This is a genomic window from Occallatibacter savannae (assembly GCF_003131205.1).
Taxonomy (GTDB): domain Bacteria; phylum Acidobacteriota; class Terriglobia; order Terriglobales; family Acidobacteriaceae; genus Telmatobacter; species Telmatobacter savannae.
The window spans coordinates 161,833-185,593 of record NZ_QFFY01000004.1 but is presented as its reverse complement, the minus strand read 5'-3'; the positions used below and the strand labels follow the sequence as shown (position 1 = coordinate 185,593).

The following is a 23,761-nucleotide window of genomic DNA, read 5'->3' as shown; positions in this document are numbered from 1 at the left end:
CGGAAAGCGCATAATCGGATCAAAGCTCGAAAGGCTCCACTCACTGGCGCCACTACACAAGGAGGCATCGGAGGCGATGCGGCAGCTCAGGAAATCGAAGCATCCTGTAAGCCTATTCGCAAGATACACTTACGGCTAACTCCAATCGCTGCATACACCTGCGGCTACCCCTCCGCTGTAAGCTCAACAAATGAAGAGAGTTACGCACAAGGTATACCCAGGGGGGAGGGGGTAGGTCATGACAATCACTTCACCGATTGTTCTAATCACTGACGACAGGCTCAGCTCTGATCACCGCCCACTGACGACTGACAACTGAAGACTGCTTCTAGCATCTGAGCCAGCATGACAGCACCCTCTGCAAATGCTTCCGGCACCTTCAACATCGGCGGCGACCTTCCCGTCCACCGACTCGGCTACGGCACCATGCGTCTCGTGGGCGAGGGCGCCTGGGGTGAGCCCGACGACCCCGAAGAGTGCCGTCGCGTCCTCCGCCGCGCCGTCGAACTCGGCGTCAACCTCATTGACACCGCCGACGCCTATGGCCCCGAGATCGCCGAGCGCCTCATCTGCGAAGCGCTGCACCCCTACCCTGCAGGCCTCGTCATCGCCACGAAGGGTGGCATCACCCGCCAGGGCCCCGCTAAAACCGAATACGTTGGCCGCGCCGGCTATCTGATCCAGTGTGTCGAGATGAGTCTGCGCCGCTTGAAGCTCGAGCGCATCGATCTTTATCAGTTGCATAGAATCGATTCGCGCACACCGCTCGAGGAGTCGCTCGGCGCTCTTCGCCGCATGCAGGAGCAGGGAAAAATCCGCCACGTCGGCCTCAGCGAAGTCACACCCGCCGAGATTGAAGCAGCGCAAAAGATCGTTCCCATCGTCAGTGTGCAGAACCGCTACTCGCTCGCCGACCGGCGCCACGAGCAGACCCTCGCCTGGTGCGAGCAGCACCGCATCGCCTTCCTGCCCTGGTACCCCATGGCCGCCGGCAAACTGCTCAAGCCCGACCACCCGTTCTCGCAAACTCTCTCGCAGCTCGCCGCCCGCTACAACGCCACCCCGGCCCAGCTCTCCCTGGCCTGGCTCCTCCATCGCTCCCCCGTAATTCTTCCCATTCCGGGCACATCGAAGGTGAAACATCTGGAAGAGAACGTCGCGGCCGCTTCGCTTCAGATCGGCCCGGACGAGTGGGCACGACTCGAAGCGGCTTCGCAACAGCAATCATGAAGTCCTACTTTGTGCCTGCGTCCTTGTCGTCCTTCTTTTCGCTCGGTCTGGGTGTGAGAGCCGGCGCAAGCGGTTCGCCCCAGATGTAGTGACCGAACCAGTTCTCGTTTTCTTCCATCACAGCCCGCTGCTGTTTCGGCTTGTTGATGGGATGGCCGAAGCCGTCGTAGACCACCATCTTCACCGGCACGCCATGATCTTCAAGCGCCTGCCGCAGCTCGAACCCGTTCGCGATCGGCACGCGGTGGTCTGACCCGCCGTGCTGGATCAGCGTCGGTGTCTTTGCCTTTGAGATGTAGCTGATAGGCGACGTCACACGGTAGACCTCAGGATCATCCCAAGGCGTCGCGCGCAGATATTGCGGCGTGAAGGGAGTGATGTCGGTATTCGCGTAGTACGTCATCCAGTCGGAGATGCCTGCGCCGACGCTGACCGCTTTGAATCGATCGCTCGATGTTGTGATGAAGGCCGAGATGTAGCCGCCTTCGCTCCAGCCCATCGAACCGACGCGGTCCTTATCGACGAACCCCTGGCCTATCAAATAGTCCACGCCCGAGATCACATCGGCATAGTCGCCGACGCCGAGATTGCGTACGTTGAGAGCGCGGAACTTCTCACCATATCCCGCGGACCCGCGGTAGTTCGGCCGCAGCACTAGAGCGCCTTTGGCCACAAACCGCTCAATGGGATAGTAGCGATCCGCGTTCAGCAGCGGCATGTCAATGCCGGTTGGGCCGCCGTGAATAACAACGAGCAGCGGATACTTCTTCTCCGGCGAGAAGTCCGCCGGCTTGTAGAGAACGCCTTCGATTTCCGTGCCATCACCCGATTTCCAGCGCACAACTTCGCGCTTTGCGACTGTGAAGCCGGACTCCTGCTCGCCGGCCGCGGTCAGCTTGGCGGGAGTTCCGCCTGAAACGGCACCCGCAAAGATTTCGGCATACTGGTTTGTGCCGGCACCGCGGTACGCCACCTGCTTGAAGTCTTTCGAGAATGTGAACTGTGCAGCGATCTCGCTTCCAGTCATCGCAATCTTCTTCAGCTTTGCGCTCGATGGATCGAGCAGATACAGGGTCGAGCTCATCTTCTGCAGGCCGGAGATGTAAATCCCCTCCGGCGCCCACTTCAGCAGATCGGCATCCTCATCGAATGCATCGCTCACAACACGCGGTGTTCCGCCATCGGCGTCGACCACCGCGATCTTCTGGTTGGCGTAGAAGAAATACTTCGCGCCGTTCGACGTCACATACGCGATCTGCTTTCCATCCGGCGACCACTTCGGATCTCCATCCGGCCCTGGTGTGTCGACGATCTTCTTCGGCGCACCGCCTGCGACAGCGATCACATAGATGTCCTTCGATCCTTCCGAAATGAGATCAGGATCTTTCGCCGCGCTGAATGCGATCTTCGACCCATCGGGCGAGAAGGAAAATTCGTCGATGGTGAACGTGTCTTCCTTCGTCAACTGTTTCGGATCGGCGATGGCGCTCATTCTTCCCGCAGCGTCCGTCTTCGGCAGATCGATGAGCCAGAGATGCATCATCTGGTAGTCCGCGTGGACGACCTGGTAGTCGCCGAAGCTCTCTTTACGATCCTTGAGCGCCTTCGCTTCGGGCGCTTCCGCGTTGAATGCGATACGGCGCGAGTCCGGAGCCCACTCGAATCCGCCAATGCCCTTCTCCATCTTCGTAAGCTGCTGTGCTTCGCCGCCGTCGGCCGGCATGATCCATAGCTGCCGCTTGCCGTCCGGCGACTTCGGCAGCGCGCCCGGCCTGTCCGAAGCAAATGCAATCCACTTCCCGTCTGGAGACCACTCCGCGGAATTGCAGGAGTGTCCTGTTGCGGTCAGCAGATGCCGCTCGCGACTACCAACGTCGGCAATCCAGAGATCGGTCTCGAACGTGTTCGCATCCCAGTTCGTTCGCGCCTGCTCGTAGATCACGCGTTTGCCGTCGGGCGAGATCTTCGGTGAACCAACGTTGTACATCTCGAGAGATTGATCGATGGTCGGCGGCTTGAGGGACGCAGAATTCTGACCGAAGGCAGCGCTCGAAATTGCGAGGATGGAAACAGCACAGTTCGACAGACGCACAGCGGAGCGAAGTAGCAAGGGGAATCTCCTTCAGGAATGCCTTCGCAGTATACCGTCGGGCACGAAAGGAAAGGCCCGCGGCCATGAGGACCGCGGGCCTTTTCACTCGAAGCGGATTGCGCTAGACGACAGCGTTCTCCGCGATCGTCTGCTTGTACCACTGTGCGCTCAGCTTCGGGTACCGCTTCAACGTCTTGAAATCGACGTAGTGGATGCCGAAGCGCTTGGAGTAGCCATCGGCCCACTCGAAGTTGTCGAGCAGGCTCCAGAGGAAGTAGCCCTTCACCGGATACTCCTCCTTCACCGCTCGATGCAGCATCGTAAGGTGGTTGCGCAGATACATCACGCGATCCGTGTCTTCGACGTGCCCTTCCGGCGTGAGGACGTCATCGGATGACGTTCCATTTTCGGTGATATAGATCGCCTTCGGCTTCCACAGATCGCACACGTTACGCACCGCCCAGTAGATGCACTCCGGGCTGAGCTGAATCCATGGCGAAAACATCTTCGGATACGATGCAGGAGCCTGTTCGAGTTCGAAGCCCTCGGGCTTGTCCGACGCCCGAACATACGAAGGCGTGTAGACATTCAGCCCCACGAAATCCAGCGGGCTGGAAATCTTTTCAAGATCTCCGTCTTCGACCTTCGGTGCGTTCGCGCCTTCCTTCGCCAAATATTCAGCCGGATACTTGCCTTCCATCAACACGGTCAGGAAAGGCGCATTCATCAGTCGCGTCGCTTTCCGCGCGGCGGCGATGTGCTCTTCGGTCTCCATGACAGGAACATAGACGCTTGCGTTCTCAGCCAGACCTACCTGCGTCCCCGATGGCGTGTTCGCGCGAAGAGCCTGGACTCCGTAACCGTGCGCCAGTATCCCATGATGACGAACCTGATTCACTTGCGCAGGCGGCAGCTTCAGGCCCGGCGCAAACTGTCCGACCTGGTAACCAAGATCGGTGAAGCAGACGAACTCGTTGGTCGTCATCCAGTGCTTTACGCGGTCGCCAAGGTGCTTGCCCATGAACGCCGCGTAATCGCCGAATGCCTTCGACGTATCGCGATTCGTCCAGCCGCCGTCGAGCCCCGCCGGAGTGTCCCAGTGGAAGAGCGTGACGTATGGAGTGATGTTGTTCTTGAGCAGCTCGTCCACGACCTTGCTGTAGTAATCGAGTCCCTTGGGATTCACCGGAGCCTTACCGGTCGGGAAGACCCGCGACCACGAGATCGACATACGGTAAACCTGCACACCAAGGTTCTTTAGTAGTTGCACGTCCTCTTTGTAGAGGTGGTAAGAATCATCCGCCACATCGCCGGTGTCGCCGTTGTGCGTCTTGCCCGCCGTGTGTGAGAACACATCCCAAGTCGACGGCCCACGACCGTCGTCTTTCGCACCGCCTTCCACCTGGTACGAAGCCGTTGCGCATCCCCACAGAAAGCCCTTCGGGTACTCGACATGGCCCGGCTGCGGCTGGCCCCATGCGAACCGTGGAAGCGAAACACCTGCATACGCAGCAGCAGCCGCTGCCGCCACACCCTTGCCGAATTGACGGCGGGAAATCCTCTTCATTTCGAACTCCTTGCTACAACCAAAACGTTTTAGCAGAGGAGTTAAGCACGTGGCAAGCGCTAATTCCATGAAGCGGACGCAGGCTGCCGATTTAGGACGAAAAGGAATTCAATCGGCCAAAACAAAAGCCGCAGTCCTTAGGCCGCGGCTTTTGCGCTGCCGCTCCACGTACTCTGCGATCAACCTATGGCGCCGAAGGCGCAGTTGGCCGCACCGCAGGTGCTACATCTCTTTCACGCCATCCACGAACGCCTTCAGCTTCCGCGACCGCGACGGATGCCGCAGCTTGCGCAGCGCCTTCGCCTCGATCTGTCGGATGCGCTCGCGTGTGACCTGGAAGCTCTGTCCTACCTCTTCCAGCGTGTGCTCAGAACCATCTTCAAGCCCGAAGCGCATCTTGATCACCCGCTCCTCGCGCGGCGTCAGTGTGCGCAGTACCTGCGAGGTGTACTCCTTCAGGTTCACGCTGATGACTGCCTCGCTCGGCGAAACAGCCTGGCGATCTTCAATGAAGTCGCCAAGGTGCGAATCTTCCTCTTCGCCGATCGGCGTCTCCAGCGAGATGGGCTCCTGCGCGATCTTCAGCACCTTGCGCACCTTCGCCACGGGAATATCCATGCGCCGCGCGATCTCTTCGCTCGAGGGCTCACGGCCGAGTTCCTGCACGAGCTGACGCGACGTGCGGATCAGCTTGTTGATCGTCTCGATCATGTGCACCGGAATACGGATGGTGCGTGCCTGGTCGGCAATGGCGCGCGTAATCGCCTGGCGGATCCACCACGTTGCATACGTCGAAAATTTGTATCCACGGCGGTATTCGAACTTGTCCACCGCCTTCATCAGGCCAATGTTGCCTTCCTGAATCAGGTCGAGGAACTGCAGTCCGCGGTTGGTGTACTTCTTCGCGATTGAAACGACGAGACGAAGGTTCGCTTCAATCAGCTCCCGCTTCGCCTGCTCGGCGTCCATGTCGCCCTGGATCATCTCGCGCTGCGTGCGCTTCAGCTCGGCGATGGAAACGCCCGCATCGCCCTCGATCTTCTCAAGGTCGATCTTGCAGTTCTTCTGCTGCCGGCGATACTCCTTCTTCAGCTCCTCGCTCTTCGAGGCTTCGTACTTCTGATCGAGCGAACGGATCTGGCGCTCCAGTGTGCGCATGGTGTCAACGGTCTTGTTCACCTTGTCGAGCAGGCGCTTCCGCTCCAGAGCCGTGTACTTCAGCTCGCGGACGATTCGCGATACATAAACCTTCTCGCGCGCGATGAGCCACCGCGTCTTGCGCAGTTCCCTCTGGCTCGTCTTGCTGTTCGCGGCTTCGAGCTTCTCTTCGAGCTGCGCGATCTTCTTCTGGTGCTTCACAAGCGCGTCGATGCGGCCCACGGTCGAACGCACGCGCGCCTGAACCACGTCTTCAGTGAGCTCTTCCTCGTCGAAGATCACCACTTCTTTCACGTTGCGAACGCCGCGCTTGAGGTCTTCGCCCAGCGCCACAATCTCGCGAATGACGATCGACGAGCGCGAGATCGCCTTCAGCACGCGAAGCTGGCCACGCTCGATGCGCTTGGCAATTTCAACTTCGCCTTCGCGCGTGAGCAGCGGAACGGTGCCCATTTCGCGCAGATACATGCGAACCGGGTCGTTGGTTTTTTCCAGCGTTCCAGGCGTGAGATCGAGCTCGACGTCTTCGCCCTCTTCGAGCTCGAAATCCTTGTCGGCTCCGAACTTGGGTGCGTCCAGCAGGTCGATTCCCTGGCCGCTGATAGTTGTCATCAGGTCATCGATATCGTCCGGCGAGGTGCTCATGTCCTCCGGCATCATCTCGTTGACGTCGGTGTAGGTGAGATACCCCTTCTCCTTACCCGTGTCGATGAGCTTCTCGATATCGTCTTCGAATTTGTCGTTGATAGCCAAAATGGTTCTCCAGCGCGATCAAGTTTCAGCACCGATATCGCGCAACAGTGCCTGGGCCCAATCCGCGCGCAACATGTTTTTGATGCCCTGCGTGCGCGTACGGACACGAACTCGCGGTTTCCCGCAAAAAAAGAAGCGGAACGTAAGTAGGTCGCTCGGAGCAGGATGTTTGCGCTTCAGGTTTCGCCTGGTAAGCCCGCGAGCCGCAGCTCATGTATGGGGCAAAGGGGCGCGCATCCTCACAGAGATCAATAGATTAACACAGCTTATTCCACCCTAAAACGGTGAAATCGCGGCCCAGATCTCTCTACCGGTCATGCTGCTGGTAGCGGCCGGGCCAGGCAGTCCGCCAATACTGCCCGCTGCTCTGTTTATTTAGACGAAGTTAAGGCTTAAAGCGACTCAAAGTTGATGACGGTTTGCGCCTAGGAGCGGCCGCCGTTTCCCGCACTGCGCAACTGCCGCAGGGCCCGGTCCAGCTCCAGCTTTCGCTGCGTCAATACGGCGAGCTCAGCGGAGTCGCCCCGCCGCTCGGTTTCGGCAATTTGAGAGCGAACCGACCTCAACTCAGCCTCAATGCCCCGCTGCTGCAGGCTGACGATGGTGCTCACCACGGTCTCCGCCGTCGGAGGCTCGCTTTCCGCCAGCAAAGCCTCAGCCAGCAATGCCTTTTGAGCAGGGTCGCCGACCACGTCCATGGGATCCCTCGCTCCCCGCAACGCCAGCGCGCCAAGAGATGATGCAACTCCAAGCGATTCAAACCATTGCGGTTGTCTTACCACTGCATCGGCGGCCGTGCGGCGCGCCTCCTCATGCTCGGGGTCGGTAATCGCGAGGGCCCGCAGCAGAACCCTTTCCACCTCGGTCAGAGCAGTTGTCCGCACCTCGATATGCTCGCGCCGCTTCAGAGCAGCCTGCCGCAACTCTTCTCGCAGCACCGCCGAATCGATCCCCAGCTTCTGCGCCGCATCCATCGCAAACTGGTCCCGGACCAGCTTCTGCGGAATCCGCCGGATATGCGGCAGCAGGTAGTTCATGGCTTTCACCTTCTGCTCTGCCGTCGCCCCAGGAAACATCTGCCGCGCACGCTCAATCAGGTAATCCGCCTGGCGCCGTGCACCCATCACCGCCTGCGTGTAGGCCTCAACCCCTCGCTCCCGAATGAACCGGTCCGGGTCCAGCCCCCCGTCCAGAGTCACTAGCTTCAGGTTGAACCCCTCCTCCGTCAGCAGGGCGATCGACTTTTCGGCCGCGTTCGCCCCAGCCGCGTCGGGATCGAAGTTCACTACCACGTTTTGCGTGTGCCGCTTCAGGATGGCTACCTGCTGCTCGGTGAAGGCTGTTCCGCTGGTGGCGATGACGTGCTGGATGCCCCGCAGAAACAGCGAGATACAGTCCATTTGCCCTTCGACCAGCAGTGCATACCCGGCCTGCCGGATGGCGCTCTTCGCCTTGTCGAGATTGAACAGGACCTCGCCCTTTCGGTACAGCGGCGTCTCCGGCGAGTTGACGTACTTCGGCCCTGCTTTTTCGCCCGACTCGAGCGTCCGAGCCGTAAACGCAATCACCCGCCCGCTCTCATTGCAAATCGGGAAAGTGATTCGCTTCCGGAACCGGTCGTAGATCGGCCCCTGGCTGCCGTCACCCTGCTCTTTCGAGCTAAACAATCCCGATGCCCGGAGGGTCGCCTCGTCCGCCATCCCGCTCAGCCGGTCCCTGAGTGCCCCGAAGCTGTCCGGCGCATACCCGATCCGAAACGTCCTGATCCCCTCCGGCGTCATGCCACGGCCTGCCAGGTATTCGCGCGCAACAGCTCCCTCGCCTCCTCGGAGTTGCTCTTCGAAATAGCTTGCCGCAGCCTCGTGCAGGTCCAGCAGCTTGCCCCGCATCCGGGCCTCGGCGGCCTCTTCGGGTGACGAGAACTCCCGCTTGGGCAGCGGGATCCCGCCCTTCTGGGCCACGATCCGCACTGCCTCTGGGAAGCTGACATTCTCGATCTTGCCTACAAACGTGAAGACATCGCCCGACACCCCACACCCGAAGCAGTGGAAGAACTGCCTTACCGCATGCACGTTGAAGGAAGGCGACTTCTCCTTGTGGAAGGGGCACAGCCCGGAGTAGTTCGTCGCTCCGGCTTTGCGCAGGCGGATGTATCCCTCGACAATCTTGACGATGTCTACTTGCTGCTTCACGCTCTGGGCGAAATCACTCACGTGGGACGTGTTTCAAGCATACGTCCCGGTCGAGAGCGTTCCATGTGGAAGGCCTGAAAGCGGGCGGTCTCAGCGCTGCCCTTCGGCCTCTGGCTTGCTGGCGACCAACAGGTGCACAATCGCGGAGTTCGTCGTTGGTGCGCCCGACGTGCTGGCAACTACTACGACCAGGTCGTCTCCGAAATTGGTTGTGCGGGCAGGAACCGCGAGCTGCACTTTCAGAGTGCCGCTCCCGTGCGTCGGAAGCGTAAGCTCCTTCGGCTCAAAGCTGCTGACCAGCTTCCGTGCATCCGTAACCGTCACCTTGAAGGTCCGCGCGGGTCCGAAGTTCCTGACCTCGAACTCGCCGGTTCTTTTCTCTCCCGGCGCGATCTCGTCGAAGCTGACTTTCGGAACAACCTGAACGCTCTCCCCGTGAAACAGAGGCGAGTCGAACCGTTGATATGGCATCCCCTTGGCATCGCGACCCGTGACCGCGATTCGGAACGGCTGGTCCGGCAGTTTAACCTCGCCGGTGAGTTCCAGAAACTCTCGATCGTGATCGATCGTTTTCAGGTGAAGTTTCTCGAGGGCCTCGCCTTTGGTATTCACCAGTTCGAACTCCGTTGTTTCCACTTGCGTTGCCGACATCGAGACCTGCAGTGTCGCTGGCTGTCCAGCAATCGGCTGCCCGTTGATCTTGAAGAACCCTTCGTGCCCCGGCCGACCGCGCAGCTCAACGAACTCGGCTTTGATGAAGTAGATCTCGCTCTGCGCCTGCGCTTCGATCCAGAAGGTCCCGGTCCCGGTCACCTCCGCATGCCACATTCCTGCTTGCGGCTTCACCACTGTGATCACTCGGCCACAATTCAGCTCTGTGTCTTCCGTTCCAGGAGATCCGGCCACGACCTCCTGCCCGCTCGGCTGCCGCAGCACGAGCTTCGTTCCTTTTGTGTCGACGGAGAAGGTGAACGTGATGCGCTCTGTGACCGAATCCACCGGAACCTCAAAGCTCTGCCCAGCACCCGCCAGCTTCGCAGAGGCCCACAACACCGTCGCGACGTTCTCGCGCGTCGACTCCCGCACCACGTGAAACGACTTGGCGACCTCGCTCCGCTGCAGAAACAGCGGCACACCGCCGGTCTCGTTTGCGGTTTTGATGTACGCCGGATCAGCGGGACCGCACTGGTCTGGGCCGAAACTGTGGGACCGGTTTATCTGCGGAATCTGCTGAGCAAGAGCAGCGGCGCTACCTAGACAAATCAGTGCGGCGAGTGCGCGGCCTCGTGCTGCGCGAATCTGAACCGGTTTCGGGATCATTGTCGAAAGTGTAGCCGCATTTCGCGAGTTTCTGCCCTGGAAGGGCTGCGCTCCGTCACAAATGGAAGATGTTACATCCAAGCTCTCCTTCATCCCACTCTGGCAGGCTGCACCGCCCATCTGATTTAATCCACTCGTACTTCTCCGCATCTCGATGGGGGTCGCTTGAAAACTATCGCCCGCCTTTGCTGCCTCGTTCTCGTATGTTCTGCTTGCGCAACATCCGTTCACGCAGCCGATTGCGCTTCGCTCAAGTCCCTGAAGCTCGACAGCACCACCATAACGCTTGCGGAGCAAGTCGACTCCGGCACGCTCACGATCTCCGATTCACGTCAGCCTTACTCCGGCCTTCCGCCCTTCTGCCGGGTTACAGGCGTCCTGCGCCCCACCAGCGACTCCGCTATCCATTTCGAAGTCTGGCTTCCTGCACAGAACTGGAATGGCCGGCTGCTTGGGGCAGGCAATGGCGGATTCGCCGGTTCGATCGGCTACGACGAGCTTGCCTCTTACCTCAAGCGCAACTTTGCGGTTGCAGGTTCCGATGCCGGCCACCAGGGCAATGCGACTGACGCCACCTGGGCCTTTGGGCATCCTGAAAAAGTGAAGGACTTCGGCTGGCGATCGGTTCATCTCACCCGCATTCGCGCCGGCGAAATCATCTCCGCCTTCTTCGGCAAGCACGAGAACAAAGCCTACTTCGACTCCTGCTCCGATGGGGGCCGCGAAGCGCTGGTCGAGGCACAGCGTTTCCCGACGGACTACGATGGCATCCTGGCCGGAGCCCCCGCCAACGCCTGGTCCACCATGCTCGGCATGGGAGTGAAGGCCGTCCAGGCCCGCCAATCCGACCCGCGCGCCTACTTCTCCGATCTCAAACTTCCGGCGATCGAGAAAGCCTCTCTCGCGGCATGCGATGCGCTGGACGGTGTGAAAGATGGCATCGTCAATGATCCCTCGATGTGCCATTTCGATCCGCAGGTGCTGCTGTGCAAGGGCGAAGAAACGCTCAACTGTCTCACACAGCCGCAGATCAACACGCTCAAGTTGATCTACGAGGGACAGAAAGGCAGCTCTGGAAAATTCTCCATGCCCGGCTTCACTGCCGGAGACGAGATGGGCTGGCGCGAGTGGGTCATTGGCCAGGATCCGACCAGCGCTTCGAGCCTTCATTATCTTGAGAACTACTTCCGTTACATGGTCACGGGGAATCCCAAGTGGAACGCGCTCACCGCCGATCCGGACGCCTCTTTTCGCGAATCACGCGAGAAGGAAGCCGCGGACCTCGACGCAACCGATCCTGACCTCAGCAAATTCTCATCGCACGGAGGCAAGCTGATCCTCTATCACGGCTGGGATGACCAGGCCATCTCTCCCTGGAACACCGTCGCCTATTACCAGGATGTCCAGCAGAAGATGGGTGACACCGGATCTTTCCTCCGCCTTTACATGGCTCCCGGCGTGGAGCACTGCGCCGGCGGACCGGGCCCCAGTTTCTTCGGCCAGTTTGGGTTGCAAACGGCGAAAGGGTCAACGTTCGGTCTGTTCGACTCACTTGTGAACTGGGTCGAGAAGGGTGCCCCGGAAGAGAACATCACTGCGACGAAGTACGGTCAGGGGGAAAACGGAGCACCCAAAGTCGTCATGACGCGCCCGCTCTGCGCATATCCCAAGGTGGCAAAGTATTCAGGAAGCGGTGACACCAGCGACGCAGCAAACTTCACCTGCGCCGCGCCCTAGGCTCGAGACTGCATCGGCCAACTCAGCGCAGTTCCGTTGCGACCACGTCGGTACGTCCGCGGTTGTACTGAAACAGCAGCATCCAGTAGCTGTCGCGTGCCTTGCCGTCGCTTACCGGGGCTTTGAACTTCCACCCCTCTGCAGCCTGCTGCGAAATCCTGGCCCAGTAGTTGCCGCGGCTCTGCGTTACGCACTGGGCGCTCGACACCGACCCGCTGCTGTTCACGGAAACGCGCACATCCACCTGCACCGGCCTGCGCATGCTTTCCACAGCGCCAGGTGCGACGTTGGGTAGAACACGCTTCAGCACTGCGCCTTTGGCGTTCGTCACTCGTGGAACTGGAGGCGCCTTCCTCTCCTCAGTTTTCGGAGTTTCCTTAGGTTCCGGCTCGGGCTGCGGCTTTGCTTCGGCGGTTTCGGCAGGAGCCTGCGCCTGCGGTGCCGGTTGTGCCGGAGCCTTGGCAGCATCAGCCGCTGCCTGTGGCGCAGGACTCTGCGCAGGCGTTGCGGTTCCGCTCGCCTGGTTCGCAGACTGAGAGCTTTGCGCGGCACCTGGCGGCGGCTCCTGATCGGACTTCGCCACACCCTCAGGATTCTGCGGCGCTTCCGTCTGCGGCGTACGCTCGCTCTGCGCCGGCGTACTGCGTTTTGCTATCAGCGGCATGATCCGGTCCTTGTACCGAATGCCGAAGATCGCGGCGATCACAAGCAGAACCAGCAAAGTGAACAACACTGGTCCGGTACGGCTCGGACGCTCTTCTTCGTAGTCCAGATCGCCAAAGAGCCGCGGCGTTCGCGGTGTGAGTTCGCCAGGCTCATCCTCGATGAGCCTCTTTGGAGCGGGCCGCAACTCGTCAGGTTCTGCCGCTCGGACCGCCGCCACACGTTCAGACAGCGTGGAAACGGGCGCGGTTGCGACGGCGGTGGCCGAGACGGCACGATGCGCTTCAGCCTCGCGCGACGGTGCAGCGTTTGCTGAGGCCGCAGGTATCGCGGTTCGTGACAGCAGATCTCTCACCTTTCCGATCGATATCCGCCGCGCAGGGTCCCAGCGGATGCATTCGCGCGCAATCTCCTGGAATGGCTGCGGCAGCCAGTCCGGAACGCCTAAATCGCCCGGAGCGTTTCGATCCCACACGGGCGTTCGCTGCGAACATGCCTCCACGATGATCATGCCCAGCGACCACATGTCTGCCGCCGGCGTTACTGCTCCGGAACCAAGCTCCGGAGCATCGTAGGTATCGAGTTCTCGATTCAGCCGCAGCGGTTCTCCCGCGCGCTCCATCTCATCGGCCGAGAGCTTCCACTCTTCATCGATCAGGGCGATGCTCGACGGTTTCACGCTCCCGTGCACGAATCCCTTCTCATGTACGAAGGTGAGGGCGTCGACTACGGGCAGCAGAATCTCCTGCACCTTCACCGGATCGAGCGCCTTGCGCGGAACAATGCCGGAGAGAAAGGTCTCGGCCTTTTCAGTCACAACGTACGCTACATCGATGTCGTTCAGCCGATAGCGCCCGGTCTCCATCATCTCCACGAGGCAGGGGTGAGGCAGCGCCTTGGCGGCCTCCCACTTCGCAACGCAGGCGTCCGCCTCAGCGCCGCTCGCCTGGATCAGCTTGATGTTCGCGGTATGCGTCGACTGACGTACCGTGAGAAAGACGCAGCGGTCTGCCCATCCACCCAGCCACTCCAGCAGCGGGAACTTTCCGTCGACTGTGAGCCCTTCCCAGCCTTCACAGATCATTGCCAGATTCTACCAACGCACATCTCTGCTTGGATGCGCGCCGCACCGCAGAGCAAGATAAGGCTCGATCAGGGGCGGCATTATCTTAGAATTCGTTGCAGATAAATGGTTTGTTAATCCCTGATCACTTTTCTCCAGTCCGTCCGTTACTCATCCCTTAGCGCCTGTATCGGCTGAATCGTAGCCGCCCGCCGCGCCGGGATGAGTGCCGCTACAAGCCCGATCAGCGTGAGCACCACCGCGACCGCGGCATAGGTGGACGCATCAAGGGGCTTCACTTCATACAGGAAACCCTTGATCAGCCTCCCCGACGCGAACGCCAGCAGAAGTCCGGCAACCAGGCCTCCTCCAATCAGCAAAGACCCTTGCCGCAGCACCAGTTTGGCCACGCTCGCCCGCGTCGCCCCCAGCGCCATGCGCACGCCAATCTCTCGCCGCCGATAACTCACAAGCTGAGACAGCACGCCGTAGAGCCCCGCGATCACCATTGCAATCGCCAGTCCCGCGAACGATCCCACGAGATAGAGCCCGAGTCGCTGGCTGAACGTGTTCTTGTCCACGGCCTCCTGCATGGTCTGGAAGTTGTCGAGCGCGAATGCAGGGGCAAGCTCATGGAAGACAGTGCGCACCTGCTGCGCCACGGGAATATTTCCTCGCGTCTTTACGACGAAGGTGACCACCGTCTTGAGCAGCGCCTGGTAGAAGAGCGACGTCGTCGGAATCTGCTGTTGCGGCAACAGCACAAGCGGCTGTATCGATCCGCCTACATTGGAGTCGACCTGATCGGCCAGGAGACCCACGATCGTGTAGGGCTTGATCATTCCGGTATTCTTGCCGCCGAGATTGATCTGCTTCCCGATCGGATCCTTATCTGCGAAATACTTTTTCGCGAGCGATTCATTCACGACCGCGACAAAGGGCGTCGTCAGCGCATCTGAATCGCCGATCATGCGACCCCTTACAATCGGTGTTCCCATGGCATGCGCATAATCGCCGCTCACCGCGGAGACCCGCGCCTCAGGGTGATGAGAACGGTCCGTCGGCTGGCCAAGGATATCGAAGCTTGAATGCAGGTCCATGCCCGAGAGCGGCGGTGACGTTGCCATAGCTGCGGCCTCAAACCCCGGCAACTGCCTGATTCGTTCCAGCACCGGCTCATAGGTAATGGTCGCAACCGAGGCCGGCGCGTTCTGCGTGTCCTCTGAGACTGCCATCCCGGAGAACCCTGCGGCATCCGCGGGCATGGCCGTGAACGTGGTGACATGCTCGGTTGTAAAGCCAAGATGCGACTGCTCCAGGTTCCAGAGAGTTCGGAACAGCAGTCCCGTTCCCACCAGCAATAACGTGGACAGGGCCACCTCGCCGACAACCAGCCATCCGCTCAGTTTGCCTCCAGCCGACTTCGATCCGACTCCGCGCGAGGCGGCCTGCAGCGCAGCCTGCGGGTTGGCGCGCGCCACCAGCAGAGCGGGCAAGAGCGACGACAGAATCGTCGTCACGGCGGCGATCCCAGCCAGCACCAGCAGCACCGTCCAGTGGATCCTGATTAAGCCCGCAAGTGGGATGGTCCAATCCGGCAGTTTGCGGATCCCCATCATCGCCAGTTCCGCCACAGCAACGCCAACTCCGCAACCGAGCAGACTCAGCAAGAGTCCCTCTGCAAGCATCTGCCCGATGAGCCGCGACTTTCCTGCACCCAGCGCCGCCCGCACGGCGAACTCCTGCTGCCTGCCAAGGGCCCGCGCAATCAGCAGGTTCGAAACATTGGCGCACGCAATCAGCAGCACCAGCCCCAAGGCTCCAAACAACGCGATCAGTACAGCCCGTACTGGTCCTGTCAGCACCTCCTGGTACGCATCGACACGGAATGTCACCGGCTCATGCTCGAACGGGATCCGCGCTGCGATCGCGCTCACCTCCTGCTGTACCTGCTTCACCGTCGCTTCCGGCCTCATCACTCCCACCACATTGAAGAAGTGATAGCCGCGCTCCTTCAGCATCTCCGCTGTTGGCTGAACCGGCAGCCACACGCCTTTCTGCAGATCGGGTCCCATGTTGTCGGGGAAATGGAAGCCGGCGGGCATTACGCCCACGACGGTGCTCGGCTTGCCCCCAATCTTGACTACCTGGCCCACTATGTTCGGATCGGCGTGAAACGTATCCCGCCACAGTCCTTCCGAAAGCAGCACGACCGGCGGTCCGCTCGACTGGCCCTCTGCATCGGAGAACGTTCTGCCCAGCAGCGGGCGAGCCCCAAGCATCAGGAACAGGTTCGGGGTCACTCGCGGAGCAACTACGCTTACGGATGCATCTCTCGCCTGCAGCACGCTCACGTCTTCTGCGTAACCGGCAACGCTCTCCATCAGCTTCGCTTGGGTCTGAAGATCCTTGTAGTTAAGCCACGATGTCGACCCGAAGCTCGGCTTGTCGCCGCCTGGCCCGATAAACACCAGCCGATCGGAATGTGCATACGGCAGGGACCGCAATAACACGCTGTCAATCACCGTGAAGATCGCCGTATTCGCGCCCACTCCGAGAGCCAGCGTGAGTATCGCGAGCAATGCCATGCCTGGCGTATTGCGCAACTGCCGAATTGCATACCGCAGGTCGTACAGCAGATTCTGCATCCAATTCCTCCAAAATCGTGGGGCCGGGGACACAGCCTAAGACGAAATCGGAGCACTCGGGGTTCCCACTTTCTTTAGGGTGCAATCGATTTGTCTCGGGCCTTTTCGACAATTCCGGATAGCGTGGACTTCCTGTTTACCGTCCGATTCGCCCCGGCAACGTTCACAACCGGACAGGCTTTCGTCCCCGGCTCATGACGTGGACAGCCCATGCACCCGCACCGGATCGAAACAAAACATCTCGATTTACGTAAACGATTTCTTGGTTTCTTCCATCCTTCATAAGATTCAGCAATCAATCGTTTCACCGCGCGAGTAAAGTGATTTTCTAAGGTAAGTTGCCCAGATGTGGGTCTATAACCATCTCGTCACAAAACGTTGACAACTGTGCTCTAAAGGCGCAAGAATACGTGCGCTGAAGATAACGCTTGCCGTCGAGTAAGTTCGCGATCGGTCCAGTGATTGCAGCGACGGAGACGAAACACTCGGCGTTCCATACGGCGATCGACACGAACTGAGCCGTAGAGCAGATAGATAGGAAAGACCCTTCGCACACCGGCCGATCAAGCACGAACGGCCTGCACGACTGACCTCAGACTTCCTCTACCCTCTGTTGCGGCATTAGGGCCGTAACGAAGGGCTGTTGCACGTGAGAAGCATCGAGAATCGTCCGAAGAAAAACATGACAAAGCTCAGGTGATCTCGAGATCGGGTCCCCGCAGTCGCAGGATCTCTGACTGCGGCCGGGTCAGGTTCGAACTGCAAGTCACTTACTGAAACGGCACATCGGCGCCCGGGACGCGGTCTCCGGACGCATCAGGAGTCGTTTGCTCAGGAGGCAAACAATGCATCACTTCCCCCTCAGCCGGAAAAGCCCCGACACAGGTCAGCAAAGCTCGCGCGTTCGAGACTGGCGCTGGCTTCTCACGCTTACTGCGATCTTCATCGCCCTTGCGGCGTTCGCTCCGACTCTGCGCGCCCAGGAAAACGCAACACTGACCGGTACTGTCACCGATCCCAGCGGCGCGGTGATTCCCAACGCTACGGTTGTTCTCACGGACACCGCTACCGGGCAGGAGCGGCAGTCCACCTCCAACGGCGCGGGAATCTACGTCTTCGCCAACCTTGCACACGGCAACTACACCGTAACTGCCAACGCTCAGGGCTTCCAGAAGTACTCGAAAACTGGCGTCGTCCTCAACGTCGCGCAAACCCGCCAGGAAAATGTGACCATGTCGGTCGGCAGCCAGGCGCAGACCGTCACGGTTGAGGCCAACTCGCTCCAGGTCCAGACGGAGACCAGTGAGGTCAGCAACCTGATCAACGGTGAAGAAGTCTCGCAGCTCTCCACCAACGGCCGCAACATCACCTCGCTCGCTGCGCTTGGACTGGGCGTCTCCAATAACCTGCCGCAGTTTGGCGGCGTCGACGCGCTCACCTCATCCAACGCGATCGAGTTCAACGGAACCCGCCAGTCGCACAACATCTACCTCATCGATGGCGCCGAGCAGAACGACCGCGGCTGCGGCGGCTGCTTCATGAACCTTCCCTCGCAAGACGCAATCGCTGAGTTCCGCACGCTCGACAGCAACTACAGCCCCGATTACGGAATCGGCTCCGGCGGCACCGTCACGATGGTGATCAAGTCGGGCACCAAGAAGTACCACGGCGAAATTTACGAGTTCAACCGCAACACCGACTACAACGCGAACGACTACTTCTTGAAACGGTCCGGCAAGTCGCGCCCCAAGTTCCAGCTCAATGAGCCCGGCGCGAACCTCGGTGGCCCCATTCCCTTCACAGGCGGCCGCACGTTCTTCTTCGTGAATGAAGAATGGCGTCGCCTGATTCAGGGAAGCGCGCCATCGATCGCAAACACGATCATGGCTAGCAACTTCGCTGTCGCAGGTCAGAATCTCTCCTACACATCGCCAAATGGACACGCTCCTCTCGTGCCCAAGACAACCGACCCAGCGAAGCTTGCGATCTACACTGCGAACGGGCTCACCCCGGGCTCTCCGTTCCCGACAAACTCAGACGGAACGTACCGTATTCCAGCAGCCGTGATGGATCCGAACTCGGTGCTGGAATTGAACTCCGGCACTTTCCCGAAGCCCAATCTCGGAACCAGCCAGTACATCGCTTCCATTCCTCAGCCAGAGAACGTGCGCGAAGACGTCTTCCGCATCGACCACACCATCAACTCCAAGTTTCAGTTGATGGGCCACTTCCTGCACGACTCGATGACCAAGAGCTTCTTCCCGCCGCTGTGGAGTTCGAGCACCTATCCGACGGTGGGAACAACAATGCAGAATCCCTCCTACACTGCGGCGATTCGCCTCACACAGACGTACTCGCCCAACCTGCTCAACGAAACCGCCTTCCTGTATGGGGGCAACAAAATTCGCCTGACGCCGACTGCTGGGCAGGGTGGATCATTCCAGATTCCCTCCGGCTGGACAGCCTCGAGCTTCTTCCCTGTGGCCAACAACGCCGGCAACGACATGCCTGAGATCGATCTGCAAGGCTCGCCTCTCAGCGTGACCTGGACCGAATCCTACTTCCCCTGGAAGAACGGCTACGAAGGCTTTGAATACCGTGACGACCTCACCTGGAACAAGGGTCGCCACCAGTTCAAATTCGGCGCCAACTGGCTCCATGACTACAAGAACCAGCAGCTCCAGGCCAACACCCAGGGCACCGCAGCGTTCAACTCCAGCAACAAGAACTTCTCGGGCGACTCCTACATTGACTTCCTGCTTGGCGATGCGTCCAGCTTTACGCAGCTTCGCGATCTTGCAGGCAAGCACTGGGTCAATAACAACTACGGTGCCTATGCAAACGACAATTGGCACCTCACACCGCACTTCGTGTTGAACATCGGTTTGCGCTTCGACGGCATGCCTCACGCCTTTGAGCGCTACGATGCCTTCGCTAACTTCGTGCAGGCCGACTACAACAGATCAGCCGGATACCCGCTGAACAACACTCCCGGCGATCCCAACCTGGGCACCATTCGACCAGAGTTCCTCTCCACCTTCCCGAAGGCTGGAACTCAGCCGTTCTACCTCAACGGAATCCGCGAAGCTGGTGTGAACGGGTTCCCGCGCGGCAACGTCGAAAACCGCTACTTTACCTGGCAGCCGCGCGTCGGCTTCAACTGGGATATCTTCGGCGACGGCAAGACCGTGCTTCGCGGCGGCGCTGGCGTCTTCTATGAGCGCGTGCAGGGCAACGACGTCTACAACGCCGCTCTCAATCCGCCGTTCGCCTACCAGCCTTCGGCAACCAACGTTTACTTCTCCGATCCGCACACGAGTGCTGTGACCGGTGCAACGACGTCACAGACCTTCCCGTCCACTCTCACCTCAATCAATTACAACTACCCTGCCCCGGGAACCATGGACTACAGCCTGGGTATCCAGAAGCAGGTTTCTCCTTCCGTTGTTGCCGTGATGCAGTATGTGGGTTCTGACGGATGGGATCAGAACGACGATCGCGCCGTGAACACGCTCCCGCTGAACGACATCACCAATCGCCAGGCGGTTGCGGGCGGCGCCAATGCCAACCTCTACCGGAACTACCCCGGATATGCCGGCATCACGCAGGAAGAAAACGAAACACACTTCAACTACAACTCGTTCCAGGCCGGTCTCCGCATTGAGAATCGCTGGGGCCTCACCACGCAGTTCTCCTACACCTACGGGCACAACATCGACGAGGTGACGAACGATCTCGGCAGCCTCTCCAATCCCTACAATCCCAAGTACGACTGGGGTTCGGATACCAGCTTCGATCGTCGCCACATCTTCAACGCGAGCTACGTCTATGGGCTGCCGTGGTTCAAGCACAGCGGCAACTTGCTGGCGCGCACGCTCGTTGGCGGTTGGCAGATCTCCGGCATCACCGCGGCAGAGACCGGACTTCCGCTCACCATCACCTATAACGGAACCGACACCGTGGGACTCGGTGGCGGCTTCACCAATCGGCCGAACAAAGTCAGCGCAGTCAGGTATCCGAAGACGGCCGCTGCCTGGTTCGATAAGACCGCATTTGCGGATCCGATTGCCCCATGGAACGGCGGCCCCAACCAGGGCTTCGGCAACACGGGGAAAGATTCCGTCCTGGGACCGGCACTGATCAATGAAAACCTCTCGTTGTTCAAGGCCTTCGCGCTTACCTCGCACGAGGGACCGCGCATCGAACTTCGCTTCGAGTCCTTCAACACGTTCAACCACACGAACTACTCGGGTGTTGATCGTGCCTCACATGACGGAAACTTCGGTCAGGTCACGTCGGACTACGGTCCGCGCCTGCTCGAACTCGGCGGCAAATTTATCTTCTGAGTTTGTGGTGTGCCGGGAGGGAGGCTTCGTCCTCCCTCCCTCTTTTTTTGCTCACTCGAATCCCCGCCTCGTACCATGCTCACGGAGACACTCATCCTCATGCGCACGCTTTCTGTTTTGATCGCTGTTGCTCTTCTTCCTCTCGCTACTTACGCACAACAGGCAGCAGAGACTGCTGCGCCGGCTCCGACACCGGAGCAGATCAAAGCCGCCGCTGTCATGCCGTTCCGCGATGCGTCTCTCCCGATCGAGAAACGCGTGGACGATCTAGTAAGACGGCTCACCCTCGAAGAGAAGGTCTCGCAGCTCATCGACCGCGCTCCCGCAATCCCGCGCCTCGACATCCCCGCCTACAACTGGTGGAACGAAGGTCTTCACGGGGTTGCTCGTTCCGGATTCGCGACTCTCTTCCCGCAGGCCATCGGAAACGCCGCCACTTGGGACGCCCCGCTCGTCCACTCCATCGGCGGAGTCGTTTCAACGGAAGCCCGATCCAAGTACAACGACGCCATCGCGCACAACAATCACGACCGCTACTTCGGCCTCACCATCTGGTCGCCCAACATCAACATCTTTCGCGATCCCCGCTGGGGCCGTGGGCAGGAGACCTACGGCGAAGATCCGTTCCTGACAGCGCACCTGGGCACCGCCTTTGTCGAAGGCATCCAGGGCGACGACCCCAAATACTTCCGCGCTATAGCTACTCCCAAGCACTACGCCGTGCACAGCGGCCCCGAGTCCACCCGCCACAAGGCCAACGTCGATCCCTCCCCGCACGATCTCTGGGACACCTACCTGCCTGCCTTCCGCGCCACCATCGTCGATAGCAAAGCCGACTCGATCATGTGCGCCTACAACCGCGTCGACAAAGTTCCCGCCTGCGCGAACAAGATGCTGCTCGGCGACATTCTCCGCGGCGACTGGCACTTTAACGGGTTCGTCACTTCCGATTGCGGTGCCATCGGCGACTTTTACGAGTCCTACGGCCATCACTACTCGCCCGACGCTCCCGCTGGATCAGCCGCCGGCGTCCTCGCCGGAACGGACACAGACTGCGGCACCGAGTACCGCGCCCTTACCGACGCTGTTCACAAGGGACTCGTCTCCGAGCCGCAGATCGACGTCTCCCTCAAGCGCCTGTTCACCGCACGCATGAAGCTAGGCATGTTCGATCCACCCGAACAAGTCCCGTTCTCAAAAATGCCGATGACGCTTGTGAACTCACCCGAACACGCTGCTCTCGCCCTCCGCGCCTCACGCGAATCCATGGTGCTGCTCAAGAACGAGGGCCACTTCCTCCCGATCGATCCCGCAAAGCATCAGACCATCGCCGTGGTCGGCCCTCTCGCCGGATCGCGCGTCGCCCTTGAGGGCAACTACAACGCGATCCCGCTCCACCCCATTCTCCCAATTGACGGCATCGAGTCCGAGTTCGGCCACGACCACGTCCTTTACGCACAAGGCGCAACCTACATCGCCAATGGTGACCTTCCCGTCCCGCGCACCATGCTGCGCGCAGCGACGGATTCGACGGTCGATGGCCTTGAGGGGCAGTACTTCTCGAAGCCCAGCTTCGATGGCGCTCCCGCAATGGTCCGCATCGACAAGGAAATCGACTTTGACTGGGCCTTCGCCAATCCAGTTGAACCCTCCGACACGTCCAACCAGTCCTTCGCGGTCCGCTGGGTCGGCGCTCTCCGCGCTCCCGTGGCCGACACGCTGAATCTTCAGTTCCGCCTGCCCATCTGCTACCCCTGCCAGGACAAGCTGAAGTTCGCCGTCTATCTCGACGGGAAAAAGCTCGAGCCCGCCGCTCCGCCGACGCCAACTGCCACCAAGCTGCCGCCTTCCGGACGCAACTACGGTGCGGTGCAACACTTCGCTGTCCCCTTTGCCGATACCCGCCCGCACGAGCTCCGGATCGAGTACATTCAGTCGGGTCGCATCACCGGCGCCGGGCTCTCCTTCGAATGGACTCCCTCGCCCGAACTCCTCCAGAAGCAGGCCGTCGAAGCAGCATCGAATGCCGAAGCGGTCATTGCCTTCGTCGGACTTACCCCGCGTCTCGAAGGGGAAGAGATGAAGGTGGACGCAAAGGGCTTCTCCGGGGGCGATCGCACTGACATCGAATTGCCGGATGTTCAGAAGCAAATGCTCGAAGCTGTAGCCAGGGCCGGCAAACCAATAACAGTTGTCCTGCTCAACGGCAGCGCTCTCGCTATGAACTGGGCGCAGCAGAACGCCCGCGCTCTAATCGAAGCCTGGTACCCCGGCCAGTCCGGCGGTCAGGCAATTGCTGAAACGCTCAGCGGCAAGAACAATCCCGCCGGTCGCCTCCCCGTAACCTTCTACACTGGCGTGGATCAGTTGCCCGCCTTCGAAGACTACTCCATGGCCAACCGGACCTACCGCTACTTCAAAGGCAAGCCGCTCTACGCCTTCGGCGACGGCCTCAGCTACGCCACCTTCGCCTATTCCGGCCTGAAACTCTCAACGACCAGCCTGAAAGCCGGCAACACCCTTACCGTCGAAGCCGACGTGAAGAACACCGGCTCCCTGGCAGGAGATGAAGTTGCGGAGCTCTACCTCATTCCTCCCCAAGCCGCACTGTCCGCTAAACAAGCCCTCTCCGGATTCCAGCGCCTGCACCTCAATCCCGGCGAGACGAAGCACGTCTCCTTCAAGCTCGATCCGCGCACGCTCTCGCAAGTCGACGAGAAGGGCGTCCGCGCCGTAATTGCTGGCGAATACAAGCTTTCTGTCGGTGGATCCCAGCCCGATGGTGACCTCGGCCCCGCCACCATGTCAACCACATTCACAATCAGCGGCGGCCAGCAGCTTCCCCACTGATCAACAATCCGGACGCCCTCCCCGCGTCCGGGTTCACCCCTTTTTGGCGTCATTTCTGCCGCAAGTCCTTCCCCTTCACGAACCCCCAACTGAGAACTGAAGACTGGCAACTGTTAACTAAATATTTGTTGCAACAACTATC

11 protein-coding genes are annotated in these 23,761 nt (G+C 60.0%); 4 read left to right on the top strand and 7 right to left on the bottom strand.

Going from position 1 to position 23,761, the window contains the following annotated elements; all coding sequences use genetic code 11:
• Window positions 1-345: 345 nt before the first annotated feature.
• The gene (locus DHV10_RS15780; protein ID WP_109487349.1) at window positions 346-1,230 is read left to right on the top strand and encodes an aldo/keto reductase; all 885 of its coding nucleotides are present in this window, start codon (window positions 346-348) and stop codon (window positions 1,228-1,230) included.
• 4 nt (window positions 1,231-1,234) lie between these two features.
• Here DHV10_RS15780 and DHV10_RS15775 read toward each other — a convergent pair whose 3' ends face one another.
• From DHV10_RS15775 to DHV10_RS15755, 5 genes are all read right to left on the bottom strand, one after another.
• A complete protein-coding gene (locus DHV10_RS15775) occupies window positions 1,235-3,340 on the bottom strand; it encodes a S9 family peptidase (RefSeq protein ID WP_239461784.1) in 2,106 nt (701 codons plus the stop codon).
• A 103-nt stretch (window positions 3,341-3,443) separates the two neighbouring features.
• The gene (locus DHV10_RS15770) at window positions 3,444-4,889 is read right to left on the bottom strand and encodes a GH1 family beta-glucosidase (protein WP_109487348.1); all 1,446 of its coding nucleotides are present in this window, start codon (window positions 4,887-4,889) and stop codon (window positions 3,444-3,446) included.
• 222 nt (window positions 4,890-5,111) lie between these two features.
• Complete coding sequence (rpoD, locus tag DHV10_RS15765) at window positions 5,112-6,800, bottom strand: RNA polymerase sigma factor RpoD (protein WP_109487347.1); 1,689 nt, start codon at window positions 6,798-6,800, stop codon at window positions 5,112-5,114.
• 425 nt (window positions 6,801-7,225) lie between these two features.
• Window positions 7,226-9,013 carry a DNA primase gene (gene dnaG, locus DHV10_RS15760; RefSeq protein WP_109487346.1) on the bottom strand — a complete coding sequence of 596 codons (1,788 nt, stop codon included), beginning with the start codon at window positions 9,011-9,013 and terminating at the stop codon, window positions 7,226-7,228.
• Between the two features lie 69 nt (window positions 9,014-9,082).
• Complete coding sequence (locus DHV10_RS15755; RefSeq protein ID WP_162601576.1) at window positions 9,083-10,312, bottom strand: hypothetical protein; 1,230 nt, start codon at window positions 10,310-10,312, stop codon at window positions 9,083-9,085.
• Window positions 10,313-10,477: 165 nt separating this feature from the next.
• On the opposite strand from DHV10_RS15755, the gene DHV10_RS15750 reads away from it, so the two are divergent.
• The gene (locus DHV10_RS15750) at window positions 10,478-12,049 is read left to right on the top strand and encodes a tannase/feruloyl esterase family alpha/beta hydrolase (protein ID WP_109487344.1); all 1,572 of its coding nucleotides are present in this window, start codon (window positions 10,478-10,480) and stop codon (window positions 12,047-12,049) included.
• A gap of 22 nt (window positions 12,050-12,071) precedes the next feature.
• Here DHV10_RS15750 and DHV10_RS15745 read toward each other — a convergent pair whose 3' ends face one another.
• Together DHV10_RS15745 and DHV10_RS15740 are read right to left on the bottom strand one after the other, a co-directional pair.
• A complete protein-coding gene (locus DHV10_RS15745) occupies window positions 12,072-13,796 on the bottom strand; it encodes a protein kinase domain-containing protein (RefSeq protein ID WP_109487343.1) in 1,725 nt (574 codons plus the stop codon).
• Window positions 13,797-13,942: 146 nt separating this feature from the next.
• The gene (locus tag DHV10_RS15740) at window positions 13,943-16,423 is read right to left on the bottom strand and encodes an ABC transporter permease (RefSeq protein WP_109487342.1); all 2,481 of its coding nucleotides are present in this window, start codon (window positions 16,421-16,423) and stop codon (window positions 13,943-13,945) included.
• 845 nt (window positions 16,424-17,268) lie between these two features.
• On the opposite strand from DHV10_RS15740, the gene DHV10_RS15735 reads away from it, so the two are divergent.
• Window positions 17,269-20,769, top strand: coding sequence for a carboxypeptidase-like regulatory domain-containing protein (locus DHV10_RS15735; protein ID WP_109487341.1), 3,501 nt, complete (start codon window positions 17,269-17,271; stop codon window positions 20,767-20,769).
• A 99-nt stretch (window positions 20,770-20,868) separates the two neighbouring features.
• Window positions 20,869-23,619: a glycoside hydrolase family 3 C-terminal domain-containing protein gene (locus tag DHV10_RS15730; protein WP_109487340.1), complete on the top strand. Its 2,751-nt coding sequence runs from the start codon at window positions 20,869-20,871 to the stop codon at window positions 23,617-23,619.
• Window positions 23,620-23,761 lie beyond the last annotated feature (142 nt).

Bases quoted from the DNA above. Each gene is read 5' to 3' on its own strand.
- DHV10_RS15755 (WP_162601576.1), bottom strand. From the start codon at position 10,312: ATGATCCCGAAACCGGTTCAGATTCGCGCAGCACGAGGCCGCGCACTC.
- DHV10_RS15735 (WP_109487341.1), top strand. From the start codon at position 17,269: ATGCATCACTTCCCCCTCAGCCGGAAAAGCCCCGACACAGGTCAGCAA.
- DHV10_RS15745 (WP_109487343.1), bottom strand. From the start codon at position 13,796: ATGATCTGTGAAGGCTGGGAAGGGCTCACAGTCGACGGAAAGTTCCCG.
- DHV10_RS15780 (WP_109487349.1), top strand. From the start codon at position 346: ATGACAGCACCCTCTGCAAATGCTTCCGGCACCTTCAACATCGGCGGC.
- DHV10_RS15770 (WP_109487348.1), bottom strand. From the start codon at position 4,889: ATGAAGAGGATTTCCCGCCGTCAATTCGGCAAGGGTGTGGCGGCAGCG.
- DHV10_RS15740 (WP_109487342.1), bottom strand. From the start codon at position 16,423: ATGCAGAATCTGCTGTACGACCTGCGGTATGCAATTCGGCAGTTGCGC.
- DHV10_RS15730 (WP_109487340.1), top strand. From the start codon at position 20,869: ATGCGCACGCTTTCTGTTTTGATCGCTGTTGCTCTTCTTCCTCTCGCT.